We start from the raw sequence: 25,718 nt of genomic DNA, 5'->3' as shown, positions 1-25,718 counted from the left end.
TTTATGAGCTTTGACAATTTTACCGTTAAATCACAAGAGGCACTCCAAAAAGCCTTAGAAATAGCATCTGCCAAGCAAAACCAAGCCATCGAACCAGCACATCTGCTAAAAGCCCTGCTAACCGTTGACGACAATGTGATTCCTTATCTGCTAAAACACTTCAACATCAACATGGACGCCTTTTTGGGCTCGCTTGAGCGGCTGATTGATTCTCTGCCAAAAGTCACCGGCGGAGAACACTACCTATCAACTAACTCTAACAAGGTTCTTCGAAAAGCTCAGGAGTTAGCTGCTGAGAGCCAAGACAAATTTGTCTCCCTCGAACAGCTCCTACTAGCAATTCTATCCTCGGGCGATTCGGCTTCGAGGCTACTTCAAAGTAGTGGAGTTACAGAAAAAGAACTAAAAGAGGCAATTAAGCAATTGAGGAAGGGATCAACTGTGAATTCACAAACAACAGATGAAACCTACAACGCGCTGAACCGTTTTGCAACCAACTTAAATGAGCGGGCAAGAACTGGAAAACTTGACCCCGTCATTGGACGAGACGAAGAAATCCGCCGCGTCCTCCAAATCCTATCGAGGCGAACAAAAAACAACCCTATTCTTATCGGTGAACCAGGCGTCGGCAAAACCGCCATAGCCGAAGGCATAGCCCACCGCATCGTAAACGGTGACGTACCCGAGAACCTAAAATCCAAAAAACTCTACTCCCTCGACATGGGCGCCCTAATAGCGGGCGCTAAATACAAGGGCGAATTCGAAGAACGCCTAAAAAGCGTCATAAAAGAAGTCATCTCATCTGAGGGCGAAATCGTCATGTTTATTGACGAAATTCACACGCTGGTCGGGGCAGGCGCAAGCGAGGGCGCTATGGATGCCGCAAACATTCTAAAACCTGCCTTAGCCCGAGGTGACCTGCGGGTTATCGGTGCAACCACGCTTAAGGAATACCAGAAGTACTTTGAAAAAGACAAAGCCCTCGAACGTCGTTTCCAGCCAGTAATGGTTAATGAACCTGATACCCTAGACGCGATTAGCATTCTTCGCGGCTTAAAAGAACGTTACGAGGTATTTCACCATGTCAGAATAAAGGATGAAGCGATAATTGCTGCTGTTGAGTTATCTCAGCGCTACATTTCTGACCGTTTCCTACCTGACAAAGCCATAGACCTCATAGATGAAGCCGCCTCGAAGTTGCGCTTAGAAATCAACTCTGCCCCCGAAGAACTTGAAACAATAGAACGCAAAATCCGTCAGCTAGAAATTGAACGTGAAGCCATAAAACGAGAAAAAGACGAAGCCAAACTCAAAGTGCTAAACGAAGAAATCGCCAACCTAAGTGAACAACGTAACAAACTAAAGGCCAAATGGCAAGCCGAAAAAGACATTGTGGAGCAAATCCAGAACAAAAAGAATGAAATTGAACAGCTAAAATTCACGGAAGAAGATGCCAACCGCCGCGGCGACCTTGGTAAAGTGGCGGAAATTCGTTATGGCAGAATCCCCGAAGCAACCAAGGCCATCGAAACCCTAAAAGCAAAACTCTCGGAAATCCAAAAAGACTCACCCCTAATAAATGAGGAAGTGGATGCAGAGGAAATCGCAGAGGTAGTTTCGCACTGGACAGGCATACCCGTTAGCCGTATGCTGCAGAGCGAGAAGCAAAAGCTGCTTAACCTCGAAACTGAACTTCACATACGCGTCATCGGGCAAGAAGACGCTATCCGCGCCGTCTCTGATGCCATCCGCCGCAGCCGAGCTGGACTGCAAGACCCCAAACGTCCCATCGGCTCCTTCATCTTCTTAGGCACAACAGGCGTTGGCAAAACTGAATTGGCAAAGGCGCTTGCAGACTTCCTCTTCAACAACGAGAACAACATGGTCCGAATCGACATGTCGGAGTATCAGGAACGCCATACAGTTTCCAGATTGGTCGGTGCTCCCCCCGGCTACGTTGGGTATGAGGAAAGCGGACAGTTAACCGAGGCTGTGCGCAGAAAACCCTACTCTGTTGTGCTCCTTGATGAAATCGAGAAAGCACACCCTGATGTCTTCAACATACTCCTACAAGTATTGGACGACGGACGATTAACAGACAACAAGGGACGCACAGTGGATTTCAAGAACACTATAATCATCATGACCTCCAACATCGGCTCCCACATCATCCAAGAAAACCTCGAAAAAGTAACTGCCGACAACCGCGAAGAAATCTGGAACCACACAAAAGAAGAAGTCTTCAACCTCGTCAAACGCACCATTAAACCCGAATTCCTCAACCGTGTTGACGAAATTATCATGTTCCAGCCTCTCACTGAAGAGGAAGTGCGAAAAATTGTGGAAAACCAACTCAAAGCAGTGCAGAAGATGCTGGAGAAAAACGGCGTTAATGTTGAAGTCACCAAGAAAGCCATTGATTACATTGCTAAAGTAGGGTTTGACCCTCAATTCGGCGCCAGACCTATAAAACGGGTTATCCAAAAGAATGTGCTCAATGAGTTGTCTAAGATTATTTTGGCGGAGAAAGTGGATAAGGCGTCGGTGATTGTGGTGGATGAGAAGAACGGTGGGTTAGTGTTTAAGAATAAACCGTAATCTCTTCTCTTTGTAGTGTGCCTTTTTTTCTTTTTTGCACCTTTTTTTGAACGAGATAAAAAATTGTTTGGTGCGCGTTGTGTTTGGGTGTTGGTTCTTGTGGGAAGAAAACCAGTTTCTACATGTCGCCACGCGCACATGGCGACGGCTTCAACATAGACCTATGTTGAACGTGTGGTAAATCCAGTTATACCACACCCAAACAGACCCCAAAACACAAAGCAAACCCAAAAAACAACCCAAACCAACAACCAACCTGTGGCATCCCGTAAAGCACCAAACCCACACAAAGAGAAAAAACAAAAAAATGAACTACAATGACGGTAACCCACAAAATTAAAACGTTATCCAGTCAATCTTCTATGAGGATGGAGCGCACTTGGTATTTTTTGTAACTAAAGCAGATGGCACAAAACAGCCCTTCGATAAAGCAAAAGTCATCCAGACCTGCCTCCGATTAGGCGCCACCCCCGAAGTCGCTGCTCAAGTCGCAGAAAAAATAGCGGGCAACGTCTACGAGGGTATGCCTACCAGAAGAATCCTCCAACTCATCTTTATTCTCATGCGTAAATCTAAACCTGCAGTGAGACATCTCTTTGACCTAAAACGTGGCATAAGCCTCATGGAGTCTAAACCCGAATTCGAGGCTTTTGTGCGTGTGCTCCTTTCTTACAGCGGTTTTCAAGTTCAACCCAACGCGATTCTACGGGGTTTGTGCGGGGAACATGAAGTCGACGCCATCGCATCTAAAGGCGGCGTTACCTATTTTGTGGAGGCAAAACATCACGCTGAATACCATGCTCTTACAGGATTGGATGAGAGCCGCATAGCCCGTGCAATACTTGAAGACGTAACGGACGGCTACCGCGAAGGCGTAACATCAGTCAAAATTGACCGTGCCCTGTTGGTTACTAACACCCGATACTCTGAACATGCCATCAACTATGGTGGTTGCCGCGGGATTTTGCAAGTGGGCTGGGCGTCTCCGGAAGGTTGGGGGCTACGTGACGTGGTGGAACGGCACAGGTTGTATCCTTTGAGTTGTCTGCGAGGCTTAAACCCCTCGGTGCGGCTGCGGCTAGTCGAGATGGGTATTGTGCTTATTCCACAGTTGCTCCAGCAAGATAGCCGCTACCTCGAACGAAAACTGGGGTTATCCCCTGAAGCTGTGGCGTCGATTCTGGAAAAAGTACGGCATACAACCGAAACCTTATGGTCACCGTAAGCCTGTCAGCCTGTTTTTTTAGTTTTATGGAGAAAGGCCGAGTGGCATTCAAAGAAACCGAAAAAAGTCAAATAATTTTAGACAAAATACCCAAGATCCAAAATCGCTCTGACTTTTTTTTTAAAAAAAATAAAAGAAATTAGGTTTATGGTTCTGGATGTTTGGTTTTGGGTGCTAAGACAAAGCCTCTCACTGCATGCGCGTCGTATTCATAGAGTCTGCGCCATCCCGAGGTAGCCATGGCATACACATGCATGTGCTCAACAAATCCTGCTGTATCGCATATGCCAAGGATTTCTGTAACGGTTCGTGTTGCCGATTTAGTTGCTGGAGGTAAGGGTGTTCTGCCTGAATCTATCAGAGATGCTGGGTTTCCGCCTCGAGTGATTGAGAAGTTGTAGGTTGCAAATCCATCTGTTCCGACGCCTGAAGGATGTTCTGGTCGATAGTAGAGTGTTACTGTTCCTTGGGGTTCTTTGAGTGGTGCTGGGCCAAACTCGTACTTCATAACGCCGCAGTCGTCTCCTGCAGGGACTCCGTCGAGGGTAGGTGCGGGGATTTCAGCTTTGCAGAGGCTGTTGTTGATGTTTAGGCTAATAATCATGCTTTTCTTGCCGTCGCCATCATCATCGTATATCAAGCCTGTGCTTGAGGGTATTCCGTTTTCTAATGTGCTGCTGGCTGCGTCTTCGGTTTCTATTGTTCCCGAAAGATCTGTTGATTTGGGTACACGGAATTTAATATCTAAGGCATCAATGTCCACAATTTTTCCGTCGACATCAAAGAGGTCTACTTTAAGTTGGTATTGTCCGCTTTCTGGCCACATAACGCCGGGGTCTTGAAGGTTAGCCAAGTTTAAGGTTGGGAATTTCGCGCTGGTGGTGTCTTCAACTGCGTCGGGGATGCTCCATTGTCCTATGGGCGGCAACGCGGGGGGAATTTCAAATATGTTTTGGTTCTCTAAAGGTACGCCGGGGGATTTTTCTGATTTGGGTCCAAGATTGTACACTTCAAGAACTAAATCGTCGCCTACTTCATGGGTATAGTGTCGGTTAATTGGCATATTTAGCGGAATGAAAGTTCCTGATGTGCCTTTTCGGTAAGATACTCGGTAGTATTTGACGCCTAAATCTTCGCGTAAGCTGTTGTCAAATTCAATTCTGGGTCGCAGGGTTTCACCGAATGGTGCATCTGTATCCGTTAAACCAAGGTTTTGCGATGTGGTGGTTGCTGCGAGTGGGACACTGGTTCCACGGATTTTACTTAAGGGGTGATTGCCGATTGCCATGAATAAGACCCAGTTTAGTGGTGCATCGACAGGTTGGCAGGGCGCGCAGGTTCTAGCTAGTGGATGTGTAACGTAGAGTGTTACTTCTTGTGTGCCGCATTGATAATTCCAGAAGGTGTTGCAAAGTATTGGGGTTGGTGCGTAGATGTTTATGGGTGGCAAGAATGCGAAGATTTTTTGTTTAACTCTAAAGTAGAGGTCTGGTTTGTCGATGTTGTTGCATCCTCGGAAAAACATGGCTTTGAATTTGCCGCATTCAGCTGTAGTTGTGGTGGCAACTAAATCCATATGTGCTGCTATGAATGGGAACAAGCATATGATGGCTTTTGTAATTGTTCCATAGTTGATTAGGACTTGTCTGAATTGTTCGGTATTTGTTGTTTGGGCTAAAATCCGCAGATTCTGTAGGTCTTCGCCTGCAAGCAGTGATTGGACGCTTGGGCTGCTTTCGACATAGGATTCATCTAAGCAATTTATTTTTTGTTTTAGCATTCGAGTTTCGGGAGTTTGTTTGTAGGCTAAAACTTGGTTTATTTTGTTGCTGCCAATAATGAGTGGTTGAGGCGGTATTGGACCAATGGTCGGGCGCTCTTCACGGATTTCTATAGGATCGGGAATTGGTGGAGGCTTTATTATGAAGTCTCTTATGCGCTCAATGATTTCGATTGGCAGTTTAGGAATCAGAATGCAGATGGGATCTACTTCATAGATTTCAACTTCCCCTCCGCATACCGGAAGGTCCATTGTGATTCCGCCGCTTACGACTTTCTTGAATACACTTCCACGAACTATACATCTGCTTAAGACCCAACAGAGGACCTGCTTAGAAATAACTTGAATAGTTACATTTTTCTGGTAGGTTTTGGGTGGTACTTGTACGTAGATTTGCTCTCCTCCGAGGCGCAGTAGTTCAGTCACGGTTTGTTTATCTGCTAGATCGGGACCAACGATGAGGCGAAGCGATTGGGCAGTTTCTAAAATAGGTAAATTAACCGCTACTTGGGCGGTCCCTTTTGCGTCCAAGTTTGTTTTGGCTAAAAGTGTGCCTCCTCTAGAAAAAGCGTAAACCGTGCCTTTGGAGATGTCTTCAGGTTTTGCTTCATCTAACACTTTTATGTCTACAGAGATGACGACTTTGTTTCGCTGTGGCTGTCTTATTGTTGTTTTGTTTGTTAATGTTTTAGGGGCTATTGTTATTTTTTTGCTGTCTGAATTAAAAGTCAAGTTAGTCACCACTTGCTTTAAACATTGAATCTTAATAAACCTTGGGTGGGTTGCGGTTTGTTAGGGATTTGTACTATTGTTGTTCTGAAATACAATAGGAGCGCTGAACAAAGAAGCGAAATCGGCAGGCGGATAGCGAGATTTGCCCCTCTGAGATATTAAATCTAAGAAAAGAATCTTCCTTAAGGCTGCCTATTTTATCTTTTTGAGTTTAGCAGTGAACGTATGCTTGAGATGGAAACATACCCAAGGTAAATCACACAAAAGACCGCGCAGCCGATTTCAGCATTTAAAATTAATGGGTTGCTTTCCACACCCATAAACGTGCCCTGTGTTAATATCCCCATGAAAACAAGTAACTCCAACAATACGGCTCCAGCTAAACAACTTATGCCTGCACCATGAAAAACTAGTTTCAAGCCAACAGTATGCGGGACTGTTCTGGCTTTAGCCATTGCTAAAATATGCCCCCGTATTTTGCTGGAATGCGCTTCATTAATTGGTTGATGCAACTTGAGTGATAAGCGTTTGTTGTAGGCATGGGTTGATTACTACCAGCAGGCGAATGCAGGTTGTATGGTTAATTCGTACTTAAGAGATTTAGGAAGTGATAATCCGAATTAAGAGTTTTAAGCTAAAATAAAAAAAGAAAAGGTTCCCCAAAAAGGGGCAGTCAAATGACTATTTTTTTCTGCGTGAAAACACCATGAATCCCACTAGGACCGCGGCAAATATGACCACGACAAAGCCGATTATGATCCATAGCGGTGTTTCTGTTGGGGTAGGTTCACTTGTTGGTGTTGGAGTAGCTGTTGTTGCAGGTGTTGGTTCTGGTGTTTCGGTTGGTGTTGGAGTTTCTGTTGGTGTGGGGTTTGTGGTGGGTGCAGGTGTTGGGTTGCTGTTTAGTGAAGCGAGGTACCAATCAGGTGTGGCGAAAGTAACCTCTATTATTTTGCTTGCAACGTTTCCTGCATTGTCTTTAACGCTTAAGGTAACCGCGTATGATCCAAAGTGCGGGAACGAGTGAATTACCATTTGGCCTGTTTCGGTTTTTCCGTCACCGCAATTCCATGTGTAACTTGATATGCCTGAACTATCGGTAGTGCCGGATGCATCCAACTGTGCTTGACGGTATTTCCACAGAACTATTGTTTGGCTTGTGTCAATTGTGGGTGCTGTGGTGTCTAATGTTATGGTGGCGCTGTATGTAGGTGAGGCTAAGCCTGCTTGGTCTTGCACTTGGTAATAAACGGTTTTTACGCCGTCACCATTGGCTAATGTCCACACTTTTGTCGCGGCAAAGGTTTCCCATGTTTCGGTATCCCATGTGCCGTCGTTGCTGAGTCGCATTTTGCTGACGCCTGATAACTCGTCACTTCCAGTTATGGAGAGCGTGACTGTTTTTGAATTAGTGAGACCTCTTCTGTAGTCGACCATTAATGAGCCGGTAGGTGCGGTTTTGTCCAGTTTAATGTCTGTTAGTAGGTTGTGTGCCTCCTCGTTGCCGAGTAAGTCAACACTCCAGTATTCGATTTGGTTATTTGCGCCTTCGGTTGTTATGGTCGGTTGACCGTCAGTTGCTATGTTTTTGGTTGCTCCGCCGTTGACTTTGTAGTAGGTTGCTTGGGTTCCACATCCGTTGTCAGTTGCAGTTAGCGTTACGGTGAAGTCGCTTGGATGCCATAGGTTGTCGTAGTCGTTACCTGTTTGGGGTGCCGTGTTATCAAGAACTATGTTTGCGGTGCTTGCGGTTTCTACGTTTGCTGCGTTGTCGGTGCTACTGTAAGTTATAGCATACGTGCCGTCGTTTAAGTCAGTTAAGTAGAATGGTACTGTGTAGGTCATTAAACCTGAATCGTAGTCTGTACCTGTGATTTGGTAGGTTGTTGTTGCCACTCCGCTGTTGTCATCTGTTGAAGAAAGTGTTAGGGGCGTGCTGGAAGTTACATAGGTTGTTCCTGCTACGTCAACTTTGGGGTTTCCCACAGTTAGTGTGGTGACTGGTGGTGTTGTATCTCCGCCAGAGATGGGTGTAAGTCCTACGTTGAGGTCAAAGACTGGTGGTGGTACAGTGACTGCGATGCTGTCTGCTGGTTCATAGCCGGGTGCTTCAACGTGTACTCGGTATGTGCCTGCTAATGTGTCCCATTGGTATTGTCCGTTAACGTTAGTTATCAGTGGGTTTGTGTCGGGTTGCATAATGGCTGGTGTTTCGCCCACGGGGACGTTTTCCCATCCGCCTGCTCCATCGGGGCGCTGTAGCCAAACAGTTGCACCTTCGATTCGGGCGTTTGTGTTAATGTTGTAGACGTATCCTGCTGGGTCAATGTAGAGATTGAATATGATTGTGATATCTGCCGTGTTTGGTCGATGTGGCGTGAAAGTGACTGTGGCTTCTCCGTGTCTGGGATAGAATGTGACGGTGTAAGTCCATGTTCCAGAAGCGTCTGGTCCGCTCATTGCAGAGAAGATGTCTGCTCCGCCGTCGTTAACGTGTATGTTTATGTCAACTGCATATGCAGCGACAGGTGTATTCCAAAGGGGGTCTGTCCAAGTGAAGGTAATTGGGTTATGCCAATATACCATTGGTTCAGTGCCTGAGTTACCGTTTAAGGGTCCAACATCCACGTCAGGGGGCAGGTTGGTTCCAGTGACTAAGGTGGATACTGCTGCGGCGTTGTCGTCATATCTTGTTTCAAGGGTGCTGGTGCTAATCTCAGATGAAGATGTCACGGTGCTTCCAACAGGAGTGGTGTTTGGAATGCGGACAGTTACTGAGGCAGAACCACGGCCATTTGGAAACGCTGGCAACTGGTTGAGGTTCCATGTTACTGTGTGGGTTACGGAATCGTATGTTCCTTGGTCTACGGCTGGGTCTTGATTTGCACAAGACACAAAGGTAACGTCTGGTGAAAGCGTTGTCTGTAACACAACGTCTTGACCGGCAATGCTGCCGAAGTTGTTGTAGGAAATTGTGTAGGTCATTGAGTGGCCTTGATCCATGCTTGCTGGTCCACGCATTGATAGGAACATGTTTGTGCCGCTGAAGGCTGGAAACTTGAAGAGTATCGCTAAGCCCGGTGCGAGGGTTGCTTGGTTGTATGAGTATTGTAATCCAATGTCTCCATCTGGATTTTCAATTCCTACAGTTGCTGATGCACCGTTATCATCGCCTGTTCCAAAGCTGGTGTCTTGGTATTGGAATAGTATGTTGTTGCTGCCTTCATGCATGATTGCTTCAAAGGTGATTCCACTGGGTGAACTGGAGTAGTGTTGGTTATCTTGCCATTCAACGACGAAAGTGCGGTGGGGTTCTGTTCCTAGTGTCTGGTAGAATATGTCGCCTGCGCTTCCCCAAGTGACTATGTCATCCCAGAAGGGGGCGATGAAGCCGTGTATGCCTGATTGGGTGACTGGTTGGTTGGTGTATACTCCTGAGCCTAAGTTAGTGAATAGGATGCCGTTGTTACTGATTGATACTTGACTGTAGTCGGTTCCATAGAAGTTAAAGAAGAAGCCCATAGGTATGTTGCTGACGTAGCTGTCATCTGAACTGGTTAGAATTCTGTTTCCTGTGCCGCTGATTTCTACCCAGTTGTAGACGGGACCGCCGATTGAGTTGCTGTCCATGTAGGTGTAACCAAACGAGTCTGGTCCACCTGTGTTTGCCTTAACCGTAGCAAATGTTGCGATTGATGATAACAATAGAATTGTAATTACCACTAACGAAATTACTTTTTGCTTTTGCATTATTCTCCTTTCTCCCTTTTTGATTTGATTTTTAACTAAGCTTATAAGGCTATATGGAAAAAGCGCTAACTTGTTCTATGAATGTCTGTATTTCTGAAGCGATTTCAGTTGAACTAAAAAATTGTTGCGGGCGGCATGTAATAGGTTTTTTTAAAAAGGTTAAACTTGGCACATTTGGAGAGAACCCGGGGGAATTTGTCCTCCGTAAGCCTTAGGATTATCACTCGCCAAGTTCCCTTTTCTTTGTGCCAAATTGACTAAAGAAGAAGCCGACTGCGTGCTGGAAAAAATCATTAATCTTTCGCATTGCGGCACATTTTCCCAGAATATGTTCAATGGAGAAACCAAAAAAATGCTTCGCCTTGTCAAAGATTGCCGCGAACAGAGAACTTTCAAAAGTGACTTTAGATCTACCAAAAATCTGGTTGTTCAAAACTACCTTTGCCAAGATTCGGTCTTAGAAGTGGTCATGCTCAAACGTCACATGCGCCGCCTTAAAGCAGTTGCCTCTCTTTAAACTTAAGCATACAATCCTTGGCAGTGCAGCTTAGCGCTGCACGAGAAATTTTTATGCAAAACTTTAAGCTTGCAACACACGACTACAAATCATGAAGAAGTATCTGCTCCATCTGGTTGTTGTGTTCTTGTTTGTTTTGCTGGTTTGTCAGATGGCTGTAGTAAATGCCCGCGTGTACGATGCGGACGGCGAAGAGAGCACAATTTTCTCGGACACTGTTTGGAGCATTTCGCAGAGCCCAATAAAACTAAACGGTTGGGTCACAATCAAATCTGGCGTTACGCTCACCATTGAATCTGGCGTAGTAATCGACACGGCAGGCTGGCGAATACTTGTATATGGGACACTTATCGCGAAAGGAACAAATCAGAGCATGATTACATTTACCTCTTCATTTTACGATGAATCCATAGACATGAGTTCCTATTTTTACCTAAATCCAATACTTGCCTTTTCTGTTGGCAGCGCAGGCGCTCTTGAGTACACAAAGATCACTAAAAGCATCAGCATTGATACTGACCAATCGATAACTATAACAAATTCTTCGTTCGAAGGCTCCATCAAGATATATAACGGTGCCTCGACATTAGCAGGTAACCACCTCGCAGAACTATACGCATTAGGCGGCTCAGCGAGAGTAGTAAACAACGACATAGAAAACTTGGACGTGTGTTCAGGGTTACCGGTTATTACCGGCAACGTTATAGATAGAATGACTGCGGCTCCCTACGGTACTTTCCAAAATAACACCTTTAACGGCAAAGTCATCATAGATGAATCCGCTGAATCTTATGGGCGAGTTTTCGGGCTTGCCATCCCAAAACATACGGGACCGACTCTATTAGAAAACAAGTTTATGGGCAGAGTTTCAGCAATAATACCCTGTTCTCTATACAATAACAGCTTTTTTGATGGACTTGACATTTGCGGTGACCAAGTTAGTGTAATAAATAATTCCTTCATTGCCACAAAAAACACAACTCTACTTTCCATCCGGAAGAGTAGTAACGCTGACATTTCAAATAACCGAATCGTTGGATTAAATAACAGCCCCTTCGGCATTACGCAAAATGGTTGGCCGGTAGGAATAAATGTTGACTCAAGAGCCACATCCGTTCAAATCGTTGGAAACAGCATTGAAAGCTGCCAAGTGGGCTTATCGCTTGACTCCAGCAACGTGACGGTCACCAAAAACGTAATCACTAACAATTACTGCGGCATCAAACTCGTGTCGCCAGTTATCAACCCTGCAACTTACAATCAGTCAGAAGTAAACTGGAGCTTAAACAGTAATCAAAGCGCCGTCATAGGCAACGATATCTACGGTAACATAGGGTACAATTTAGTGCTCGCCACTCAAAACGACACAAACGTCGCCTATAACTGGTGGGGAACAACAGATGAAAACGCTATAGGCCAATCTATATACGACAGCAAAAACGACCCCCGATTGGGCATGGTAACTTTTTCCCCAATCTTCACTGCTCCGCATGACAAGACGCCTTCTCAGGCAAACGCATCCCCTTTCGAAGGAAATTTATTGACTATCTTAGCGGTAGCAATTACAGCGGTTGGATGTATAGTGTTAGTGATTGTAATTTTCCTGAATCGACAGAAAAAGGTCAAATAAAAAAGGCAATTGTTTATCGGCTGCTTTTGGAGTCGTCACAACTAGTTTGCAACGGGTAGGCTAACGTCAGATAAGGCTTTTTTGCCAAAGCACTGGTTATTGTTGAAAAACGTGTAGGTGACCTTGAACGCAAAGAAAGTATCCGCAAAATGTATCCGTGTTATTCTGGTGGACAGAGGAATTTGTACTCTTTGCAAAGTGGACCCGCAGGCACTCTTTTTCTTTCCTAAACTTGGATGGCAACTGGAACTAATCGAAAATTCCTCAATAGCAACTTTAATATCGATATGAGAATGAATATTTTTGGTCGTTATGAGCACCAATAATGCCGATGGTAAAATATCAACGACCCGTGCCTACAACTTAGAAGTAGAGCCTGCAAAGATAGTCATTGAAAACGGACCGGACAAGGGCAAAGAGTTTTTGATTGACAAGCCTCGACTCACTATCGGAAGAAACCCCGATAATGACATATGTTTACTTTACGATCAAAAGATATCAAGGTTTCACGCGCAAATACTCTTTGACAAATCCGAAGGAGCCTACTACTACGAAGACCTCAACAGCACAAACGGTACAACAATAAGTACTAAATGGTTTAAGAATGACAGAGTGAAAATGAAGCACGGCGATATTATCCTTATCGGTGGAGAAACTCGGCTAAGGTTTTTTGCTAAAAAACTCGGACTTAAAGATTGGCTACGAGGCTAAAGTCAACGCAACTGCTAACGGTAACTACTTAAACAACTAAAAGATACTGCTTATAGGGCTGATTATGAGAGATGTTGAGGACAGACTCATAAAGCCAATCATTAACGCTTGTTATCCAGGAACTTTGGCAGGATTAAGCCTTGCGGCTCTACAAATTATTGGAAAAGACGCGCTTTTTCTCATAAGATTTGTCCTTTCGTTGAATGCGATGATGTTTGTTTTAAGCGCCTTCTTCATATTCTTTTATACAATTTATCCAGAAAAAAGAAAACTGTGGACCATTTCTGCTTCAACTTTCCTTGCAGGACTCACCTGCTCACTTGTAGCAGTGGTCGGGCTGATAATTACTTAACAGTTTTTAAGCAAATAATGGTTAGTTACAAAAACATAAGGTATTAATAACAAATTAAACTCTAAAAAAATGAGGGTTGAAACATGACTTTTGCGCCCCCTCGTGATTTTAAAAAAGCGGTTGATAAAATCAACGAATACCTGCATAAATTTACCGGAAACAAAAACCCCCTTACTGACTCGTCAAGCGGCGGCTCTTTTTTAGCTGACACACTAATAACATACTCATCCATAACAACCGAGGTTGGGGTAATGCAGCTACAAAATCAAGCCAAACCTGACGTTGTTTTTTCCTCTCCAGTAGTAAAAGTTCCAAAAGAAAACCCTGTCGTATTCTTCCGACAACTATTAGCATGGAACTACCTTTCAACTGACGTTGCCCACTTTGCACTTAGTGAAAAACACGACACAATCTACCTCGTCTTAAGAAGACCCGTTGAAAACCTCGACTATGATGAATTCAGGGATATGCTGCAAAAAGTATCGAACACAACCATGAACTCCCTTCTACTGATTAGAAAACAATTCGCCGTATAACTCACCCATTCTTTTTAAAGATACTCCTTAATCAAACAAAGAACAATCGATTCGTTATCTCCCTAAAAGAGTACACTTATTGTTGAATAGAAATGCGTAAATCTATCCCAAACCAATAATTGAATTGAGATTATTTTTAGAAGAGTGACTGACTATAGTCGTTTGTGATATCTGTGGTTCTCCGGGAACCGGAGTATTAGTTAGTTCAGAGGACATGCGGGTTGCAGTATTCAAGAATGGTTTTAACCCATTTGCTTTAGGATTGTTGCCCTCTTTTCTGCCCGCCGAAACCGTATTTGAAGGTTGGAAGAACAGCATTGTTGCACAAGATACCTCCGATTGGAATATTTGTCCAAAATGTATGCTTGCACTAGCAGATTACTTTGAGAAAATACCAAAACCAACGGGCGTCATGGAATCCAAAGTTTCTTTCGACCCCAAAGTTGGAGCAATGGCAGCAGGAAAAGTCGAACAAAAATACCAAAAAGAACCAACGGTTACCACCGTAAAACAGCAAAACACAATAAGTGAACTTAAACCTGAAAATAAGTTTTCACAAGATCATGTTATTTGCATTTGCTGTGGTAAACCAATGCCCAACTCACTTGAATATTGCAGCAATTGCGGAAAGAAACTTGAAGGAAGGGTCACAACACAAAACATCAAAACTCCCCCTACTGCTGAAGGTCAAGTTAACTGTAGCGGCTGCGGGAAACTGATGCCGATTACGCTTGATTACTGCAAAAACTGTGGGAAAAAGCTAGACAAAACAACCCCGTCAAGTTACAAAATAGATGAAGGCTCTGACATACAGGCTGCAGAAGTCGCTAACGAAAAATCCCCTGAGCCTCAAACAGGTGAGCGGAATGCGGCAGATACAGTCTTGTCAGACCAGATTTTGGCAAATGCCAACAAAGAACTTGACAATGCCTTCAGGTCACGATCGAGATTTTTTGATAAATCAAAGAAGGCATTTGAGGATTTGAAATTCTATGTTGATGGAGAGGGAAAATCAGATTCAAAGGCAATCGCTCTGCTCGGACTCATCGAGTACTACAGCAACAATAAAGAAGTAGCACGAGAACTGTTCACCCGCTCCCTTACCACAGACGAATCTTATGCCCTACCTTATCTGGGACTCGGGGTCCTAGACTACCGAGACTCTGACTTCCCAACCCGTTATCCGAATGCTGTGGAAAGCGGATTAAAAAATTTAGATAGCGCAATAAAGTTGGATCCCCAGTTAGTTGACGCCTACACCTGGAAAGCAAGAATACAAAAACAAAGGGTCAAAGACCCTCAAGGCGCTTGGAACACACTCCAACAAGCCATATCCGCCTTGGGCGAGGACAAAATTAAGCAAAATGCATTAGGCTATTACCTTTTTTTGATGCTCGGAGAATTATGCGTTTTTGATTACACGGGAAAGGTTGACAATGCATTACACTATTTTGAAATGGCGCTCGCAACTAATCCTAACCAGTACGAAGCGCCAATGCACCTCATGCACATGTACCAAGCACTAGGCCGACAGGTTGACGCCGCTAGAGTTCAACTTGCATATGAGAAAGCAGATCAAGGCATAGGTTTAACAAATCAAGCAATCGATGCTATACACAGATTCGTAGCGAGTGAAAAAGGCAATTTCATAGGCGAGAAATACGAAGTTATTAGAGAAGTGGGGCACGGCGGATTCGGCGTAGTCTACTTAGTTTACTCACATGAAACAAGAGAGGTTTATGCCCTCAAAACCTTCAACGAAAAGTGCCTCTTCGATGCTGAGGCAAGGGAGCTATTCCGAAAAGAAGCCTACACCTGGACCGAAATAGAACGTCATCCATACATTGTTCGTGCCTACTTTGTTGATGAAGTGGGCGGACGCCTCTATATTGGCATGGAATACATCACTCCAAACGAGATGGGCTTGAATTCACTAGCTGGCTATCTAAAGCAACAGCCACCTGATTTATCCCAGAGCATAAAATGGGCAATTCAATTCTGCCATGGCATTGAATTCGCATACTCAAAAGGAATAAAATCCCATCGTGACATAAAACCCGAAAATATAATGATTACTTCAAATAGTGTAGTGAAAATAACCGATTTCGGTTTAGCCAGCGGTTTAGATTCGATTAAGAGTAATTATGGTACGCCTCCATACATGTCACCCGAGCATTTCATTAATGCAAAGGTTTGTGACGAAAGGAGCGATGTTTACGCGTTTGGAATTGTTCTATACCAGATGGCAGCAGGCGGCGCTCTCCCTTTTTTAACAACTTGGCCAAAAGATGAGTCTTATGAAGAGCAGACACGGTTTCACAATGAAATGTCTCGTTTACACAGTCACGCTCCAGTTCCACGGTTTAACTCGCCCCTTTTCTCAGTTGTTCAACGGTGTTTAGAGAAAGAGCCTCAGAGAAGATATCAAAGCTTTAAGGAGTTGAGGGTAGACTTGGAATCGCTTCTTAAAGGACTAACGGGCGAAACAGTGGGACTTCCATTGGTAACGGAGTTCGAATTTTGGGAATGGAACAACAAGGGTGCTAGCCTTGAAAGGGTGGGTCGTTATGAAGAAGCAATACAATGCTATGATAAAGCTTTACAGATGAATGCTAACTACCCGGAACCATGGTTTAATAAAGGAAACGCTCTAGGCAGACTTGGACGTTTTGATGAAGCCATAAAATGTCACGACAAAGCCATAGAAATAAACCCAAAAAATCCAAGAGGTTGGAACGACAAAGGCGTTGCTCTTCAAGAACTGGCACGTTTCAATGAAGCGATCGAATGCTATGACAAGGTTTTGGAAATCAACCCGCAAAGTACAGACGCTTGGAGTAATAAAGCGATAAGTCTTGCTGGTTTAGGGCGCTTTGATGAAGGCCTACAATGCTGTGATAAGGCTCTGGAAATTGATCCTAAAAAAATAAACGCTTGGATAAACAAAGGAACAAGCCTGCGCCGGTTGGGTCGCTTTCATGAATCGATATACTGCCATGATAAGGCTCTGGAAATTGACCCGCTAAATGCGGCAGCATTAAACAACAAAGGCGTCAGCCTAATAAAATTGGGCCATTTTGACGAAGCCTTGGCATACTACAATAAAGCGATAGAAATCAACCCTCAATACGCAGACGCTTGGTACAACAAAGGAAACTACTACATCAAGACAGGGCGTCCTGAACAGGCAATAAAGTGCTATGAAAAAACCTTGGAACTCAATCCCCACCACTCTGGAGCTTACTTAAATAAATCAACGGCTCAAAATCAAGTTGGCTCTAACCGGACCACTGCCTGAGGTATAGCTTTTCTGCTCTAAAGACCTATGCATAGTGGGTTGCAAAATATCTGCGCCTTAACCTTTGCGGTCGTAGGATTCGCCTCTCTCCCCATCAGAAGGCTCAGGTCTGACTCAAACAATACAAACGAAGTTATGCCAATAGCTTTATAATTCAATAATGGGGTTTTTTTTGTGGTGCAATTATGCCTTTTTTTGGAAAACCTGACATTCAAAAATTGGAACAACAACGCGATTTCAAAGAACTTATAAGACTTGTCAAGACAAATGACAAAGGTCTTCGGCAACCAGCATTGGATGCATTAGCAAGAATCGGTCCCGACGCAATTGTCCCTATAATAAATGACCTCCGTCAAGTTCCACCCACGGGCGTCGTAGAAATCAGCTACCTCAACGAAGCCCTAACCAAAATAGGCGCTCCCGCCATTGAACCCTTAATCGCAGCAATCAAGGAGAAAAACGCTGCTCTTCAATTAAACGCTATAGTAGCGCTAAGCTCTATAGGTGAACCAGCCATCGATCCGCTCATAAAGTTGTTCTCAGACCCTGATGCAAATATCCGCGGAATAGCTAGTACGACTCTGGCAAGAATCGGTAAACCAGCGGTTGAGCCCCTAATTCAAGTGCTTACAGACCCAAGCGCTGAAGCGCGTATGGGAGCTGCCCTAGCGCTATTCGCTATTTCGGACAGAAGGGCAATCGAACCCCTTAGAAGATCGCTAAGTGACGAGAACAAATGGGTTCGTTTGAATTCAGCTGGCGCTTTGGCGAAGATAGACAAATCCGAAACACAAGCTGTAGCAGTGTTGATGGACGCTACCAATGACTATGGACCGGACAGCAGCGACGTTTACCGTGGAACTGCCAATGAATTTCTCAAACAAGTCTCATAAGTTTACTTTTTACTGAGACCTTTTTGACTTAGACTACGCTGAATCCTACTTCTAGCCGGTTAAATGAGTTCTGTAACATATCCAAAAGTTTCGACGAGTGGACTGGGGGGGATTTGAACCCCCGACCTCTTGAGTGCAAGTCAAGCGTTCATACCAGCTGAACTACCAGCCCACAAGGTGGCTCTTCTCCGAATGTGTAGCGGTTCAATGATATTTAGGTTTTGCCAATCCCAACAAAAACCCTCTCCAAATCCATCGAGAAATTGAAAAAATAGAAAGAATAAACTGTGATTGGAACCCTTTAATATCGTCGGGGTGCACGTGGGGGCCTTTTCTTCGCCCAGCATTCACGGCAGTAAACTGGCCTGTTGGGGTCTGGTTTGAATGGAACTTCACATTCTTGACCACATTCAGAACAGGTTGCCTTGAACATTTGTTTATCTGACACTCTACTTTCAACTCCTCAATGGTTTATGCAACCGCCTATTGCATAATTGTCTATGCAGCATGACGATGGATATAAGATTTGTCATACACACCACAATCGATCTTTAAACGTTATATCCTAAAACACCAACTACTTCTTGGAGGAAAACCTGTGGATCTAAAAACCGTAAAAGTCTCTGTACCTGCAGACTGCAACGTCATTTTGGGTATGGCGCATTTCATAAAAACCGCTGAAGACCTCTACGAAGCCCTCATAAACTCTGTGCCTAACATCCAGTTCGGCGTCGGCTTTTGTGAAGCTTCTGGACCCTGTCTTGTGCGCCATGAAGGCAACGACCCCCAACTGAGGCGGCTGGCAGCAGAAACCGCCCTTGAAATTGCCTGTGGACATAGCTTTGTAATCTTCCTCAAAAACGCCTACCCGCTAAATGTCCTTGACAAAATCAGGCAGGTGCCTGAAGTGTGCATGGTGTATGCTGCTACGGCTAATCCGTTGGAGGTGTTGGTTGCTGAGACTGAGCATGGTCGAGGAATCATGGGCGTTGTGGATGGCTTCAAAAGCAAAGGAATTGAAGATGATGTTGATATCGCGGCGCGGCGTGGTTTTCTGCGTAAAATCGGCTATAAACTCGGCTAATTGCTGCCATAACCTTTTTTAGTTTTCCTAAGAATCAACCTAGCCAATCGTATAGTATGGTGTTTTCATGGCGTCCTTAGAGAGAAATATGGCTCAACTTCAAGCTTACCGTGAACAACAAGAACAGGAACAGCAACAACTCAAAGACCGCATGAGTAAAATTAAACATAAAATCGCAATTATAAGCGGCAAAGGCGGCGTCGGCAAAAGCACTGTCACAGTTAATCTTGCAGCTGCATTCGCCAAAGCAGGCAACAAAGTCGGCGTTCTAGACGCTGATATCCATGGACCCAGCGTGCCTCGACTCTTGGGTCTGGACGGTCAGCAAGCAAAGAGTGGTCCCCCCGGAATTTTCCCCGTCAACGGACCCTTAGGCATGAAAGTAATGTCCATAGACTTCTTTTTAGGCGCTGAGATGCCCACTATTTGGCGTGGTCCGCTAAAGATGCGTGCCATCAAACAGTTTCTCTCTGATATTGTCTGGGGCGAACTGGATTACCTGTTTATCGATTTGCCTCCTGGCACGGGTGACGAGCCTCTTAGTGTAGCTCAATTGCTTCCTGACCTTGACGGCGTCGTCATCGTAACCATGCCCACTGGATTGTCAAGTGCGGTGGTTAAGAAAGCAATCACCTTCGCTGAACGCCTAAACATGTTCATCATCGGTGTGGTGGAGAACATGAGTGGGTTTGTTTGTCCTCATTGTGGAACGAAAACTGAGATTTTCGGTTCTGGCGGCGGCGAAAAGATGTCTGCTGAAGCGGGCGTCCGTTTCCTTGGCAGCATTCCCATTGACCCCGAAGTAGGCGTTGATACCGACAATGGCACACCCTTTGTTGTTGCGCACCCTGATTCTGTGGCGGCAAAAGCCTTCAGCGGCATAGTGACAAAAGTCAACGACTACATATCTAAAAAGTAGCAGTAAAAAGAGTTAGAGAGCTAAAAACTCTCTTTTTAGTCAATTATGGTTATGCCTTCAATAGAGTTATCTCTATCGTGGAAACCATACGTGACCTGTTTTCGCCTTCTCTGGGTGGCATCTCGGCAGTACCGATAGCGATTTTGTTGACTTTGAGGTCTTTGATGAAGCGGCTTCTGGTGATTTCTGCAACGTCGACTGCGGTGGTGATGGCTTGGCCTCGTGCTTTGAGGGTGATTTCTTTTTGGGCTCCGGAAGAGAATGCCGTTATTATGGCGAGCACATAACTCATGGGGGGTTTGTTTCCAACGAAGATTACGTCGTTAGCTTTTTCAGACATTTTCTTTTCACTCCTTTTTTTAGTTGTTTTCGCAACGGACGAAACGTTCACTCGCCTTTGTTTTTTGCCAAGAGACGGCGAACGTTAAAGCCTAGTACGCAAAACTTCCTTATAAATAAGATTTTATTCTAGATCAAAGAACGGTTAAGTGAATGGATGATTGGCGAGTTAGCAGCTCTTGGCGCAGCTATAAGCTGGGCAATTGCGCCCCTACTATACCGCAAAGCACTATCTAGTACTAAGCCGTTCTCTGCAAACATTGTGCGTTGTGCCACAAACGCTGGCGTGCTGGTCGCTGTATTTTTGTTGCTGGGGCAGGCAGATGTCTTAGCGAATTTGCCCCTCTGGGTCATAGTTATGGTTATAATAAGTGGCTTAGTCGGCTTAGGCATCGGTGACACCCTCTACATGGTTGCCTTAAAGACGATAGGCGTCTCGCGGGCGGTACCTCTTGCAACCTCCTATCCCCTGTTTAGTTTGGTTTGGGCGGTGTTTCTGCTGGGTCAACCTTTATCGGCGGCGGCTCTTGTAGGTGCAGCCGTTATTTTGCTGGGTATATGGTTGTTGAGTATGGAGAAAAATGGTGCAGCCTCGGGAGTCAAGCGCACATCAATGTGGTTGGGGGTTGCGGCGGGTTTGGCTACTGCGGTGGCTTGGTCGGTTAGTTTGACGCTTATGGATGTTGCTGTTACTCCCCAGACGGTGAGTGGTTTGTCAGCAAATTATGCCTTGGTTACTGTGCGGATTGCTGCAATGGCCTTGGTTCTTTTAGCTTTGGCTCCGCTTCTGGATAGAGACCATGGTTTTCTAAAGATTAGTCGACGAACAGTGGTGCTGCTTTGTATAGGTGGATTAATAGCCAATGGTTTAGGCTGGCTACTGATGAACTATAGCTTTCTAAACATCCCCGAAACTCAAGCTGTTCCGATATCTTCGACTTCTCCTCTGTTTGCGGCTTTAGCTGGGTTTTTATTTTTCCAAGAAAAAGTTTCCCTGCGTAATATTTTGGGGGCTGTGGCGGTTGTGGCAGGGATAGTTCTAATTTTCATCGTTTAACTTCGGGAACTTGGAGTTGTCCTAGAAAAAACGTTATAGTTTTATATATCTCAAGATTGAAGGAGAGTGCAAGCAGGAAGCGTCTGTTTAATGTCTGTGTCGCCTAGTCTTAGAGAAGTTTTAGCTCGAAGAATCGCCGGAGAAATTATCCTCTCAGGCAGACCCGGTGCTACGATGCGGAAATGGCGTGAACTCTTCGCCGTCTCACAGATTAACCTCTCCGAAGCCATGAAGCTCTCTTCCTCTGTAGTGAGTGACTACGAGAGTGGACGTCGCAAAAGTCCCGGAGCTAAATTTATTCGTCGCTTCGTACTCGCGCTTCTTCAATTGGACGAAGCTAAAGGTAGCCGTTTCATCCGCGAATTCGCCAAACTAACGAGCTCCCCTAGCATGGCAGTCGTAGACCTCCGCGAGTTTCCCATACCCGTCCGAGTCGAATACCTCTGCCGAGCCATCAACGGCGAAGTGGTCGCCTGCAAGGATAAGTACATCAAAGAAGTCAACGGCTACACCGTAGTTGACAGCCGAAAGGCAGTTGAAGCCTACTCTGGCGCAGAATACGCTCAACTATTCGGCGCAACCACTGACCGAGCGCTTATTTTCACCAATGTAGACGCAGGGGCTTTACCAATGATGATTGTGCGCGTTAGTAGCCTAAAACCCCGCATCGTCGTCTTCCACAAAACCAGCCCCGACGAAGAAGCCCTACGCATCGCCGAATACGAACAAATCCCCCTAATCTTCTCTACTGCACCAACCGTTGAGCAACTTGTAAAGTCACTGCGTAAACTCTACCGTGTCGCCCTACGGGTCAAACTCGGCAGAAAAAAGGTGCGTCCACCACCAAAAATAAGCGCCTAAATAAAAAAGCCAATCTGTTGAAACCCAGAGTTGTCTTGCTGTATGTACTTTTAATAGGCGAGGGGGTACTTCAGAGGTTTCCAGTTATGCTGGTTGGCGGAAAAGGTTTTGTGTTACACAAAAATTTAACAGCAACACACACAAATAGTCATCACCAGTTATTTGTTTCGAGGTAATTAAGTTGAGAAGTGACACCATCAAAACCGGAATCGAAAAAGCGCCCCACCGCGCCCTGCTTAAATCGCTTGGGTTACAAGACGACGATATTGCAAAACCCCTCATCGGCGTAGCCAACAGCTACACCAACATCGTTCCCGGACACATCCACCTTCGCAACATCGGCGAAGCCGTCAAAGAAGGCATCCTATCCGCCGGCGGCATCCCCTTTGAATTCAGCACCATCGCCGTATGCGACGGAATCGCTATGGGACACTTAGGCATGCGTTACTCGTTGCCGTCCCGCGAGATTATAGCGGACAGCGTGGAAATAATGATGAGCGCCCACAGCCTCGACGGGTTAGTTATGATTAGCAACTGTGACAAGATTACCCCCGGTATGCTGATGGCAGCCGCACGCCTCGATGTCCCATCAATCATGGTTACTGGAGGCGCCATGGCAGCGGGTCGACATCACGGCAAAAAAGTTAGCTACTCAAGCATGCCTGAAGCAGTTGGTCAAGTCGCCGCTGGCAAACTCAGCGAATCCGAACTTCTTGAGCTTGAAACCAACGCCTGTCCCGGATGCGGTTCATGCAGCGGAATGTTCACTGCCAACACCATGGCTTGCATGACCGAAGCCCTCGGTATGTCTTTACCCGGATGCGCAACCACCCTAGCCACGAGCGCACTCAAAATCCGCCTTGCACGAGCCACAGGCAAACAAGTCATGAAACTCGTCGAAGCGGACCTCAAACCCTCACAAATCCTAACCAAAGAAGCTTTCGAAAACGCCATCACAGTCGACATGGCTCTGGGCGGTTCAACCAACACGACCCTGCATTTGCCCGCCATCGCAAAAGAAGCAGGCCTCACTTTGCCCTTAGCCACCTTCGATGCTATCGGTCGCAAGACACCACACATCTGCAGTATGATTCCAAGCGGCGTTTACGCTATGGAAGACCTTGACGCTGCCGGAGGTGTCCCCGCAGTCATGGCAGAACTCAAAAGTCTGCTACATTTGGAGTTGCCTACCGTTAGTGGCAAATCGGTCGGCGAAAACATTCAAACCGCCCAAGTTCAAGACCGAAACGTCATTCGACCACTTAGTGATCCTGTGCACAAAGAAGGTGGCATAGCCATCCTCACAGGCAACCTTGCTCCCAAAGGATCCGTCATTAAATCCGCAGGCGTTAGCCCAAGCATGATGAAGCACACTGGCCCAGCCAAAGTCTATGATTCTGAGCAGGAAGCCCTAACCGCCATACGTGGCAAACAAGTCAAAGCTGGAGACGTTGTCGTCATACGTTACGAGGGACCACGAGGTGGACCGGGTATGCCGGAGATGTTGTTCCCAACCGCTACTATTGCCGGTATGGGTTTAGCTGAATCCGTTGCGCTGATAACTGATGGTCGTTTTAGTGGCGCTACCCGAGGCGGTAGCATTGGTCATGTTGCTCCTGAAGCCTTTGACGGCGGACCCATAGCAGCCCTCAAAGACGGTGACACCATAACCATCGACATCCCCAACCGAATCCTCAAGGTCGAAATCTCCGAGGCAGAACTACAAGCACGCCTAAAGGAGTGGAAGCCTAGAGCGCCAAAATTCAGCAAGGGCATTCTTTCTAGATACAAGCCCACATCAATCGAATAAAAAAGAGGCGGTGGTGGTGCTCTTTATCTGGAGCAGCCTCGTCCGAAACTGTTTCTTTCCATGAAGCCAGCGCCACATTGGTACTGGTTTTGTGTTTGTTCTGCGCAGCCATAGCCGTAGCAGTTGCCGTTTTGGTTTTGGCAGGCGCATGTGTCTGTGCTATTCCAACAGTAACCTGCGCATGTTTCATTGCAGTAGGTGTTTGTGCAGGTGCCGTTGTTAGTGCAGTAAGGTTGATTGGTCTCTGGGTTGATGCCTCGGAGGTTGGTTTGATAGGCGGTGGTTGCTTGGGTTTGGATGCCTTGCAGTTGAGCCGCGGCGACGCCGACGAGGACTGTTGCGACGAGTGCTATGGCGACGGTTGCGAGGATTAGTTTTGCTTTCATTTTTTCACCTCACTTATCTATTGGGGTGCGTGTGGTTTGGATGTTGGCTGAAACGGTTTTGAAACAGTTTTTTGAAACGGTTTCTGCTTGGGGAAGTGGGTTTGGTTTGATAAATGCTTAAATCCACGGCTGATAAGTCTAATTTAGATATAACATGAAAAGAGTCAACCTCTTCCTCATCACCCTAACAGTCGCCATAGCCGCCCTAATAGCCACCACCATAGCCGCTTTCAGCATCTTCTCCACACCCCAATACCCCTACAGTTGGATGAACGAAATGTGGAACGAACATGGACAAATGGGCGGCATGATGAACGGCGCCACCGTACAAGCCTCTTCTGAATCATGGCTGCCCTTCTTCGGCGCCCTCTACATAGTCCTCATCGCCCTAACCGTAATAGGAATCATAGGATTAGCCTACTACCTCATCTACCCCCAAATCCGAACAAGCCCCTCACCAGCACCCACACCATTAAACCTAAACCAACCCGCCGCCAGCCCAGTTGCCGCCTACGACTCAATCTCAAAAACCCTCACCCCAGACGAACGCAAAATCATCGACACCCTCCAAACCCACAACGGCCGATACCTTCAAAAATACCTCAAAGCCGAAACAGGTCTAAGCCGTCTCCAAACACACCGAATCATCGCCCGCCTATCGGAACGCGGCATCGTCAGCTTAGAAAAAACTGGTAACACTAACCAAGTCACCCTCGCCGATTGGCTCCAACAAAAAGAATAGCTTTGCAGAATCTTGCTTTTGTTTCCTACTGACCCCTCCCTTATTTGAAGCGGGGATTTCTAAAGGTTCGCAACATCGTTATGGGTTGTTTTTTCGTCAATAGTGACCTACCCCCCTCTTAGGTTTCTGCATAGAACCACTAATAGGATCCAAATATGCCCGCTTCGCCCTCCCCCTCTATCTTTTCTGTATACCTTGAATATTAGCAACCAAATAGACCCCAAATAGTGTTGCCAACGAGTTGGAATTACACGGGTTGCTTTGTCTGCGGCTTTTTTGGGTGTACGCGAAAACAACCCTTATAAGCATCAAACACGTGTAAGTGCAGGTTTGCCGGCCAAAGGGCACGGGTTCCACCTGATCCCATACCGAACTCAGAAGTTAAACCGTGTTCCGTTTCCAGCTGTAGTGTGGTCTTAGGCCACGTGAACCTGGGAAAGCTGGCAACACCTCTTCTAACCTTACAAATAATATTGGTTCTATTGCGTTTTTGCTATC

The 25,718-nt window shown here is 45.8% G+C and carries 21 protein-coding genes, 1 tRNA gene and 1 rRNA gene; 16 read left to right on the top strand and 7 right to left on the bottom strand.

The window, feature by feature from the left end; genetic code table 11:
* Positions 1-3: 3 nt before the first annotated feature.
* On the top strand, positions 4-2,598 hold the full coding sequence (gene clpB, locus NWE92_09965) for an ATP-dependent chaperone ClpB (GenBank protein MCW4029954.1): 2,595 nt from the start codon (positions 4-6) through the stop codon (positions 2,596-2,598).
* Between the two features lie 379 nt (positions 2,599-2,977).
* On the top strand, positions 2,978-3,823 hold the full coding sequence (locus NWE92_09960) for a restriction endonuclease (protein MCW4029953.1): 846 nt from the start codon (positions 2,978-2,980) through the stop codon (positions 3,821-3,823).
* A 145-nt stretch (positions 3,824-3,968) separates the two neighbouring features.
* Here NWE92_09960 and NWE92_09955 read toward each other — a convergent pair whose 3' ends face one another.
* The 3 genes from NWE92_09955 to NWE92_09945 form a co-directional block, all read right to left on the bottom strand.
* Positions 3,969-6,335 (bottom strand): hypothetical protein, encoded by a 2,367-nt coding sequence (locus tag NWE92_09955; protein MCW4029952.1) that lies wholly within the window; start codon positions 6,333-6,335, stop codon positions 3,969-3,971.
* 197 nt (positions 6,336-6,532) lie between these two features.
* Entirely contained in the window at positions 6,533-6,847 is a 315-nt protein-coding gene (locus NWE92_09950) for a hypothetical protein (protein MCW4029951.1), read from the bottom strand.
* A 169-nt stretch (positions 6,848-7,016) separates the two neighbouring features.
* Entirely contained in the window at positions 7,017-10,085 is a 3,069-nt protein-coding gene (locus NWE92_09945) for a PKD domain-containing protein (GenBank protein MCW4029950.1), read from the bottom strand.
* A gap of 253 nt (positions 10,086-10,338) precedes the next feature.
* Between NWE92_09945 and NWE92_09940 the strand changes: the two genes are divergently transcribed.
* The 7 genes from NWE92_09940 (at position 10,339) to NWE92_09910 (ending at position 18,022) form a co-directional block, all read left to right on the top strand.
* Positions 10,339-10,602, top strand: a complete 264-nt coding sequence (locus NWE92_09940; GenBank protein ID MCW4029949.1) for a hypothetical protein — start codon at positions 10,339-10,341, stop codon at positions 10,600-10,602.
* Positions 10,603-10,693: 91 nt separating this feature from the next.
* The gene (locus tag NWE92_09935) at positions 10,694-12,232 is read left to right on the top strand and encodes a right-handed parallel beta-helix repeat-containing protein (GenBank protein ID MCW4029948.1); all 1,539 of its coding nucleotides are present in this window, start codon (positions 10,694-10,696) and stop codon (positions 12,230-12,232) included.
* A gap of 312 nt (positions 12,233-12,544) precedes the next feature.
* A complete protein-coding gene (locus NWE92_09930; GenBank protein ID MCW4029947.1) occupies positions 12,545-12,943 on the top strand; it encodes an FHA domain-containing protein in 399 nt (132 codons plus the stop codon).
* A 64-nt stretch (positions 12,944-13,007) separates the two neighbouring features.
* On the top strand, positions 13,008-13,295 hold the full coding sequence (locus NWE92_09925) for a hypothetical protein (protein MCW4029946.1): 288 nt from the start codon (positions 13,008-13,010) through the stop codon (positions 13,293-13,295).
* 83 nt (positions 13,296-13,378) lie between these two features.
* Positions 13,379-13,831, top strand: a complete 453-nt coding sequence (locus NWE92_09920; protein MCW4029945.1) for a YbjN domain-containing protein — start codon at positions 13,379-13,381, stop codon at positions 13,829-13,831.
* A gap of 214 nt (positions 13,832-14,045) precedes the next feature.
* Complete coding sequence (locus NWE92_09915) at positions 14,046-17,129, top strand: tetratricopeptide repeat protein (protein ID MCW4029944.1); 3,084 nt, start codon at positions 14,046-14,048, stop codon at positions 17,127-17,129.
* A gap of 218 nt (positions 17,130-17,347) precedes the next feature.
* Positions 17,348-18,022, top strand: a complete 675-nt coding sequence (locus tag NWE92_09910) for a HEAT repeat domain-containing protein (protein MCW4029943.1) — start codon at positions 17,348-17,350, stop codon at positions 18,020-18,022.
* A 98-nt stretch (positions 18,023-18,120) separates the two neighbouring features.
* Here the strand turns inward: NWE92_09910 and NWE92_09905 are convergent.
* Positions 18,121-18,194 (bottom strand) — tRNA-Ala (locus NWE92_09905).
* A 129-nt stretch (positions 18,195-18,323) separates the two neighbouring features.
* Complete coding sequence (locus NWE92_09900; protein MCW4029942.1) at positions 18,324-18,455, bottom strand: DNA-directed RNA polymerase; 132 nt, start codon at positions 18,453-18,455, stop codon at positions 18,324-18,326.
* Between the two features lie 165 nt (positions 18,456-18,620).
* Between NWE92_09900 and NWE92_09895 the strand changes: the two genes are divergently transcribed.
* Both NWE92_09895 and NWE92_09890 read left to right on the top strand, forming a co-directional pair.
* Positions 18,621-19,106 (top strand): adenosine-specific kinase, encoded by a 486-nt coding sequence (locus NWE92_09895; GenBank protein MCW4029941.1) that lies wholly within the window; start codon positions 18,621-18,623, stop codon positions 19,104-19,106.
* A gap of 67 nt (positions 19,107-19,173) precedes the next feature.
* Entirely contained in the window at positions 19,174-20,025 is an 852-nt protein-coding gene (locus NWE92_09890; protein ID MCW4029940.1) for an Mrp/NBP35 family ATP-binding protein, read from the top strand.
* 49 nt (positions 20,026-20,074) lie between these two features.
* On the opposite strand, the gene albA is transcribed toward NWE92_09890, so the two are convergent.
* Positions 20,075-20,365 (bottom strand): DNA-binding protein Alba, encoded by a 291-nt coding sequence (albA, locus tag NWE92_09885; protein MCW4029939.1) that lies wholly within the window; start codon positions 20,363-20,365, stop codon positions 20,075-20,077.
* 156 nt (positions 20,366-20,521) lie between these two features.
* Here albA and NWE92_09880 point away from each other — a divergent pair, with 156 nt between their 5' ends.
* From NWE92_09880 to ilvD, 3 genes are all read left to right on the top strand, one after another.
* The gene (locus tag NWE92_09880) at positions 20,522-21,421 is read left to right on the top strand and encodes a DMT family transporter (protein MCW4029938.1); all 900 of its coding nucleotides are present in this window, start codon (positions 20,522-20,524) and stop codon (positions 21,419-21,421) included.
* A 90-nt stretch (positions 21,422-21,511) separates the two neighbouring features.
* A complete protein-coding gene (locus tag NWE92_09875; protein MCW4029937.1) occupies positions 21,512-22,282 on the top strand; it encodes a transcriptional regulator in 771 nt (256 codons plus the stop codon).
* Between the two features lie 181 nt (positions 22,283-22,463).
* On the top strand, positions 22,464-24,092 hold the full coding sequence (ilvD, locus tag NWE92_09870; GenBank protein MCW4029936.1) for a dihydroxy-acid dehydratase: 1,629 nt from the start codon (positions 22,464-22,466) through the stop codon (positions 24,090-24,092).
* 23 nt (positions 24,093-24,115) lie between these two features.
* On the opposite strand, the gene NWE92_09865 is transcribed toward ilvD, so the two are convergent.
* Entirely contained in the window at positions 24,116-24,478 is a 363-nt protein-coding gene (locus tag NWE92_09865; GenBank protein MCW4029935.1) for a hypothetical protein, read from the bottom strand.
* A gap of 154 nt (positions 24,479-24,632) precedes the next feature.
* Between NWE92_09865 and NWE92_09860 the strand changes: the two genes are divergently transcribed.
* Positions 24,633-25,220, top strand: coding sequence for a hypothetical protein (locus NWE92_09860; protein ID MCW4029934.1), 588 nt, complete (start codon positions 24,633-24,635; stop codon positions 25,218-25,220).
* Positions 25,221-25,549: 329 nt separating this feature from the next.
* A 5S ribosomal RNA gene (gene rrf / locus NWE92_09855) occupies positions 25,550-25,669 on the top strand.
* Positions 25,670-25,718: the final 49 nt, after the last annotated feature.

This window comes from Candidatus Bathyarchaeota archaeon, assembly GCA_026014745.1.
Taxonomy (GTDB): Archaea; Thermoproteota; Bathyarchaeia; order Bathyarchaeales; family Bathycorpusculaceae; genus Bathycorpusculum.
This window is presented reverse-complemented; position numbering and strand designations above follow the sequence as displayed.

Coding starts and splice junctions, on each gene's coding strand:
- clpB (MCW4029954.1), top strand. CDS start 4: ATGAGCTTTGACAATTTTACCGTTAAATCACAAGAGGCACTCCAAAAA.
- NWE92_09945 (MCW4029950.1), bottom strand. CDS start 10,085: ATGCAAAAGCAAAAAGTAATTTCGTTAGTGGTAATTACAATTCTATTG.
- NWE92_09935 (MCW4029948.1), top strand. CDS start 10,694: ATGAAGAAGTATCTGCTCCATCTGGTTGTTGTGTTCTTGTTTGTTTTG.
- NWE92_09930 (MCW4029947.1), top strand. CDS start 12,545: ATGAGCACCAATAATGCCGATGGTAAAATATCAACGACCCGTGCCTAC.
- NWE92_09925 (MCW4029946.1), top strand. CDS start 13,008: ATGAGAGATGTTGAGGACAGACTCATAAAGCCAATCATTAACGCTTGT.
- NWE92_09920 (MCW4029945.1), top strand. CDS start 13,379: ATGACTTTTGCGCCCCCTCGTGATTTTAAAAAAGCGGTTGATAAAATC.
- NWE92_09915 (MCW4029944.1), top strand. CDS start 14,046: ATGCGGGTTGCAGTATTCAAGAATGGTTTTAACCCATTTGCTTTAGGA.
- NWE92_09900 (MCW4029942.1), bottom strand. CDS start 18,455: ATGTTCAAGGCAACCTGTTCTGAATGTGGTCAAGAATGTGAAGTTCCA.
- NWE92_09890 (MCW4029940.1), top strand. CDS start 19,174: ATGGCGTCCTTAGAGAGAAATATGGCTCAACTTCAAGCTTACCGTGAA.
- albA (MCW4029939.1), bottom strand. CDS start 20,365: ATGTCTGAAAAAGCTAACGACGTAATCTTCGTTGGAAACAAACCCCCC.
- NWE92_09880 (MCW4029938.1), top strand. CDS start 20,522: ATGATTGGCGAGTTAGCAGCTCTTGGCGCAGCTATAAGCTGGGCAATT.
- NWE92_09875 (MCW4029937.1), top strand. CDS start 21,512: ATGTCTGTGTCGCCTAGTCTTAGAGAAGTTTTAGCTCGAAGAATCGCC.
- NWE92_09865 (MCW4029935.1), bottom strand. CDS start 24,478: ATGAAAGCAAAACTAATCCTCGCAACCGTCGCCATAGCACTCGTCGCA.
- NWE92_09860 (MCW4029934.1), top strand. CDS start 24,633: ATGAAAAGAGTCAACCTCTTCCTCATCACCCTAACAGTCGCCATAGCC.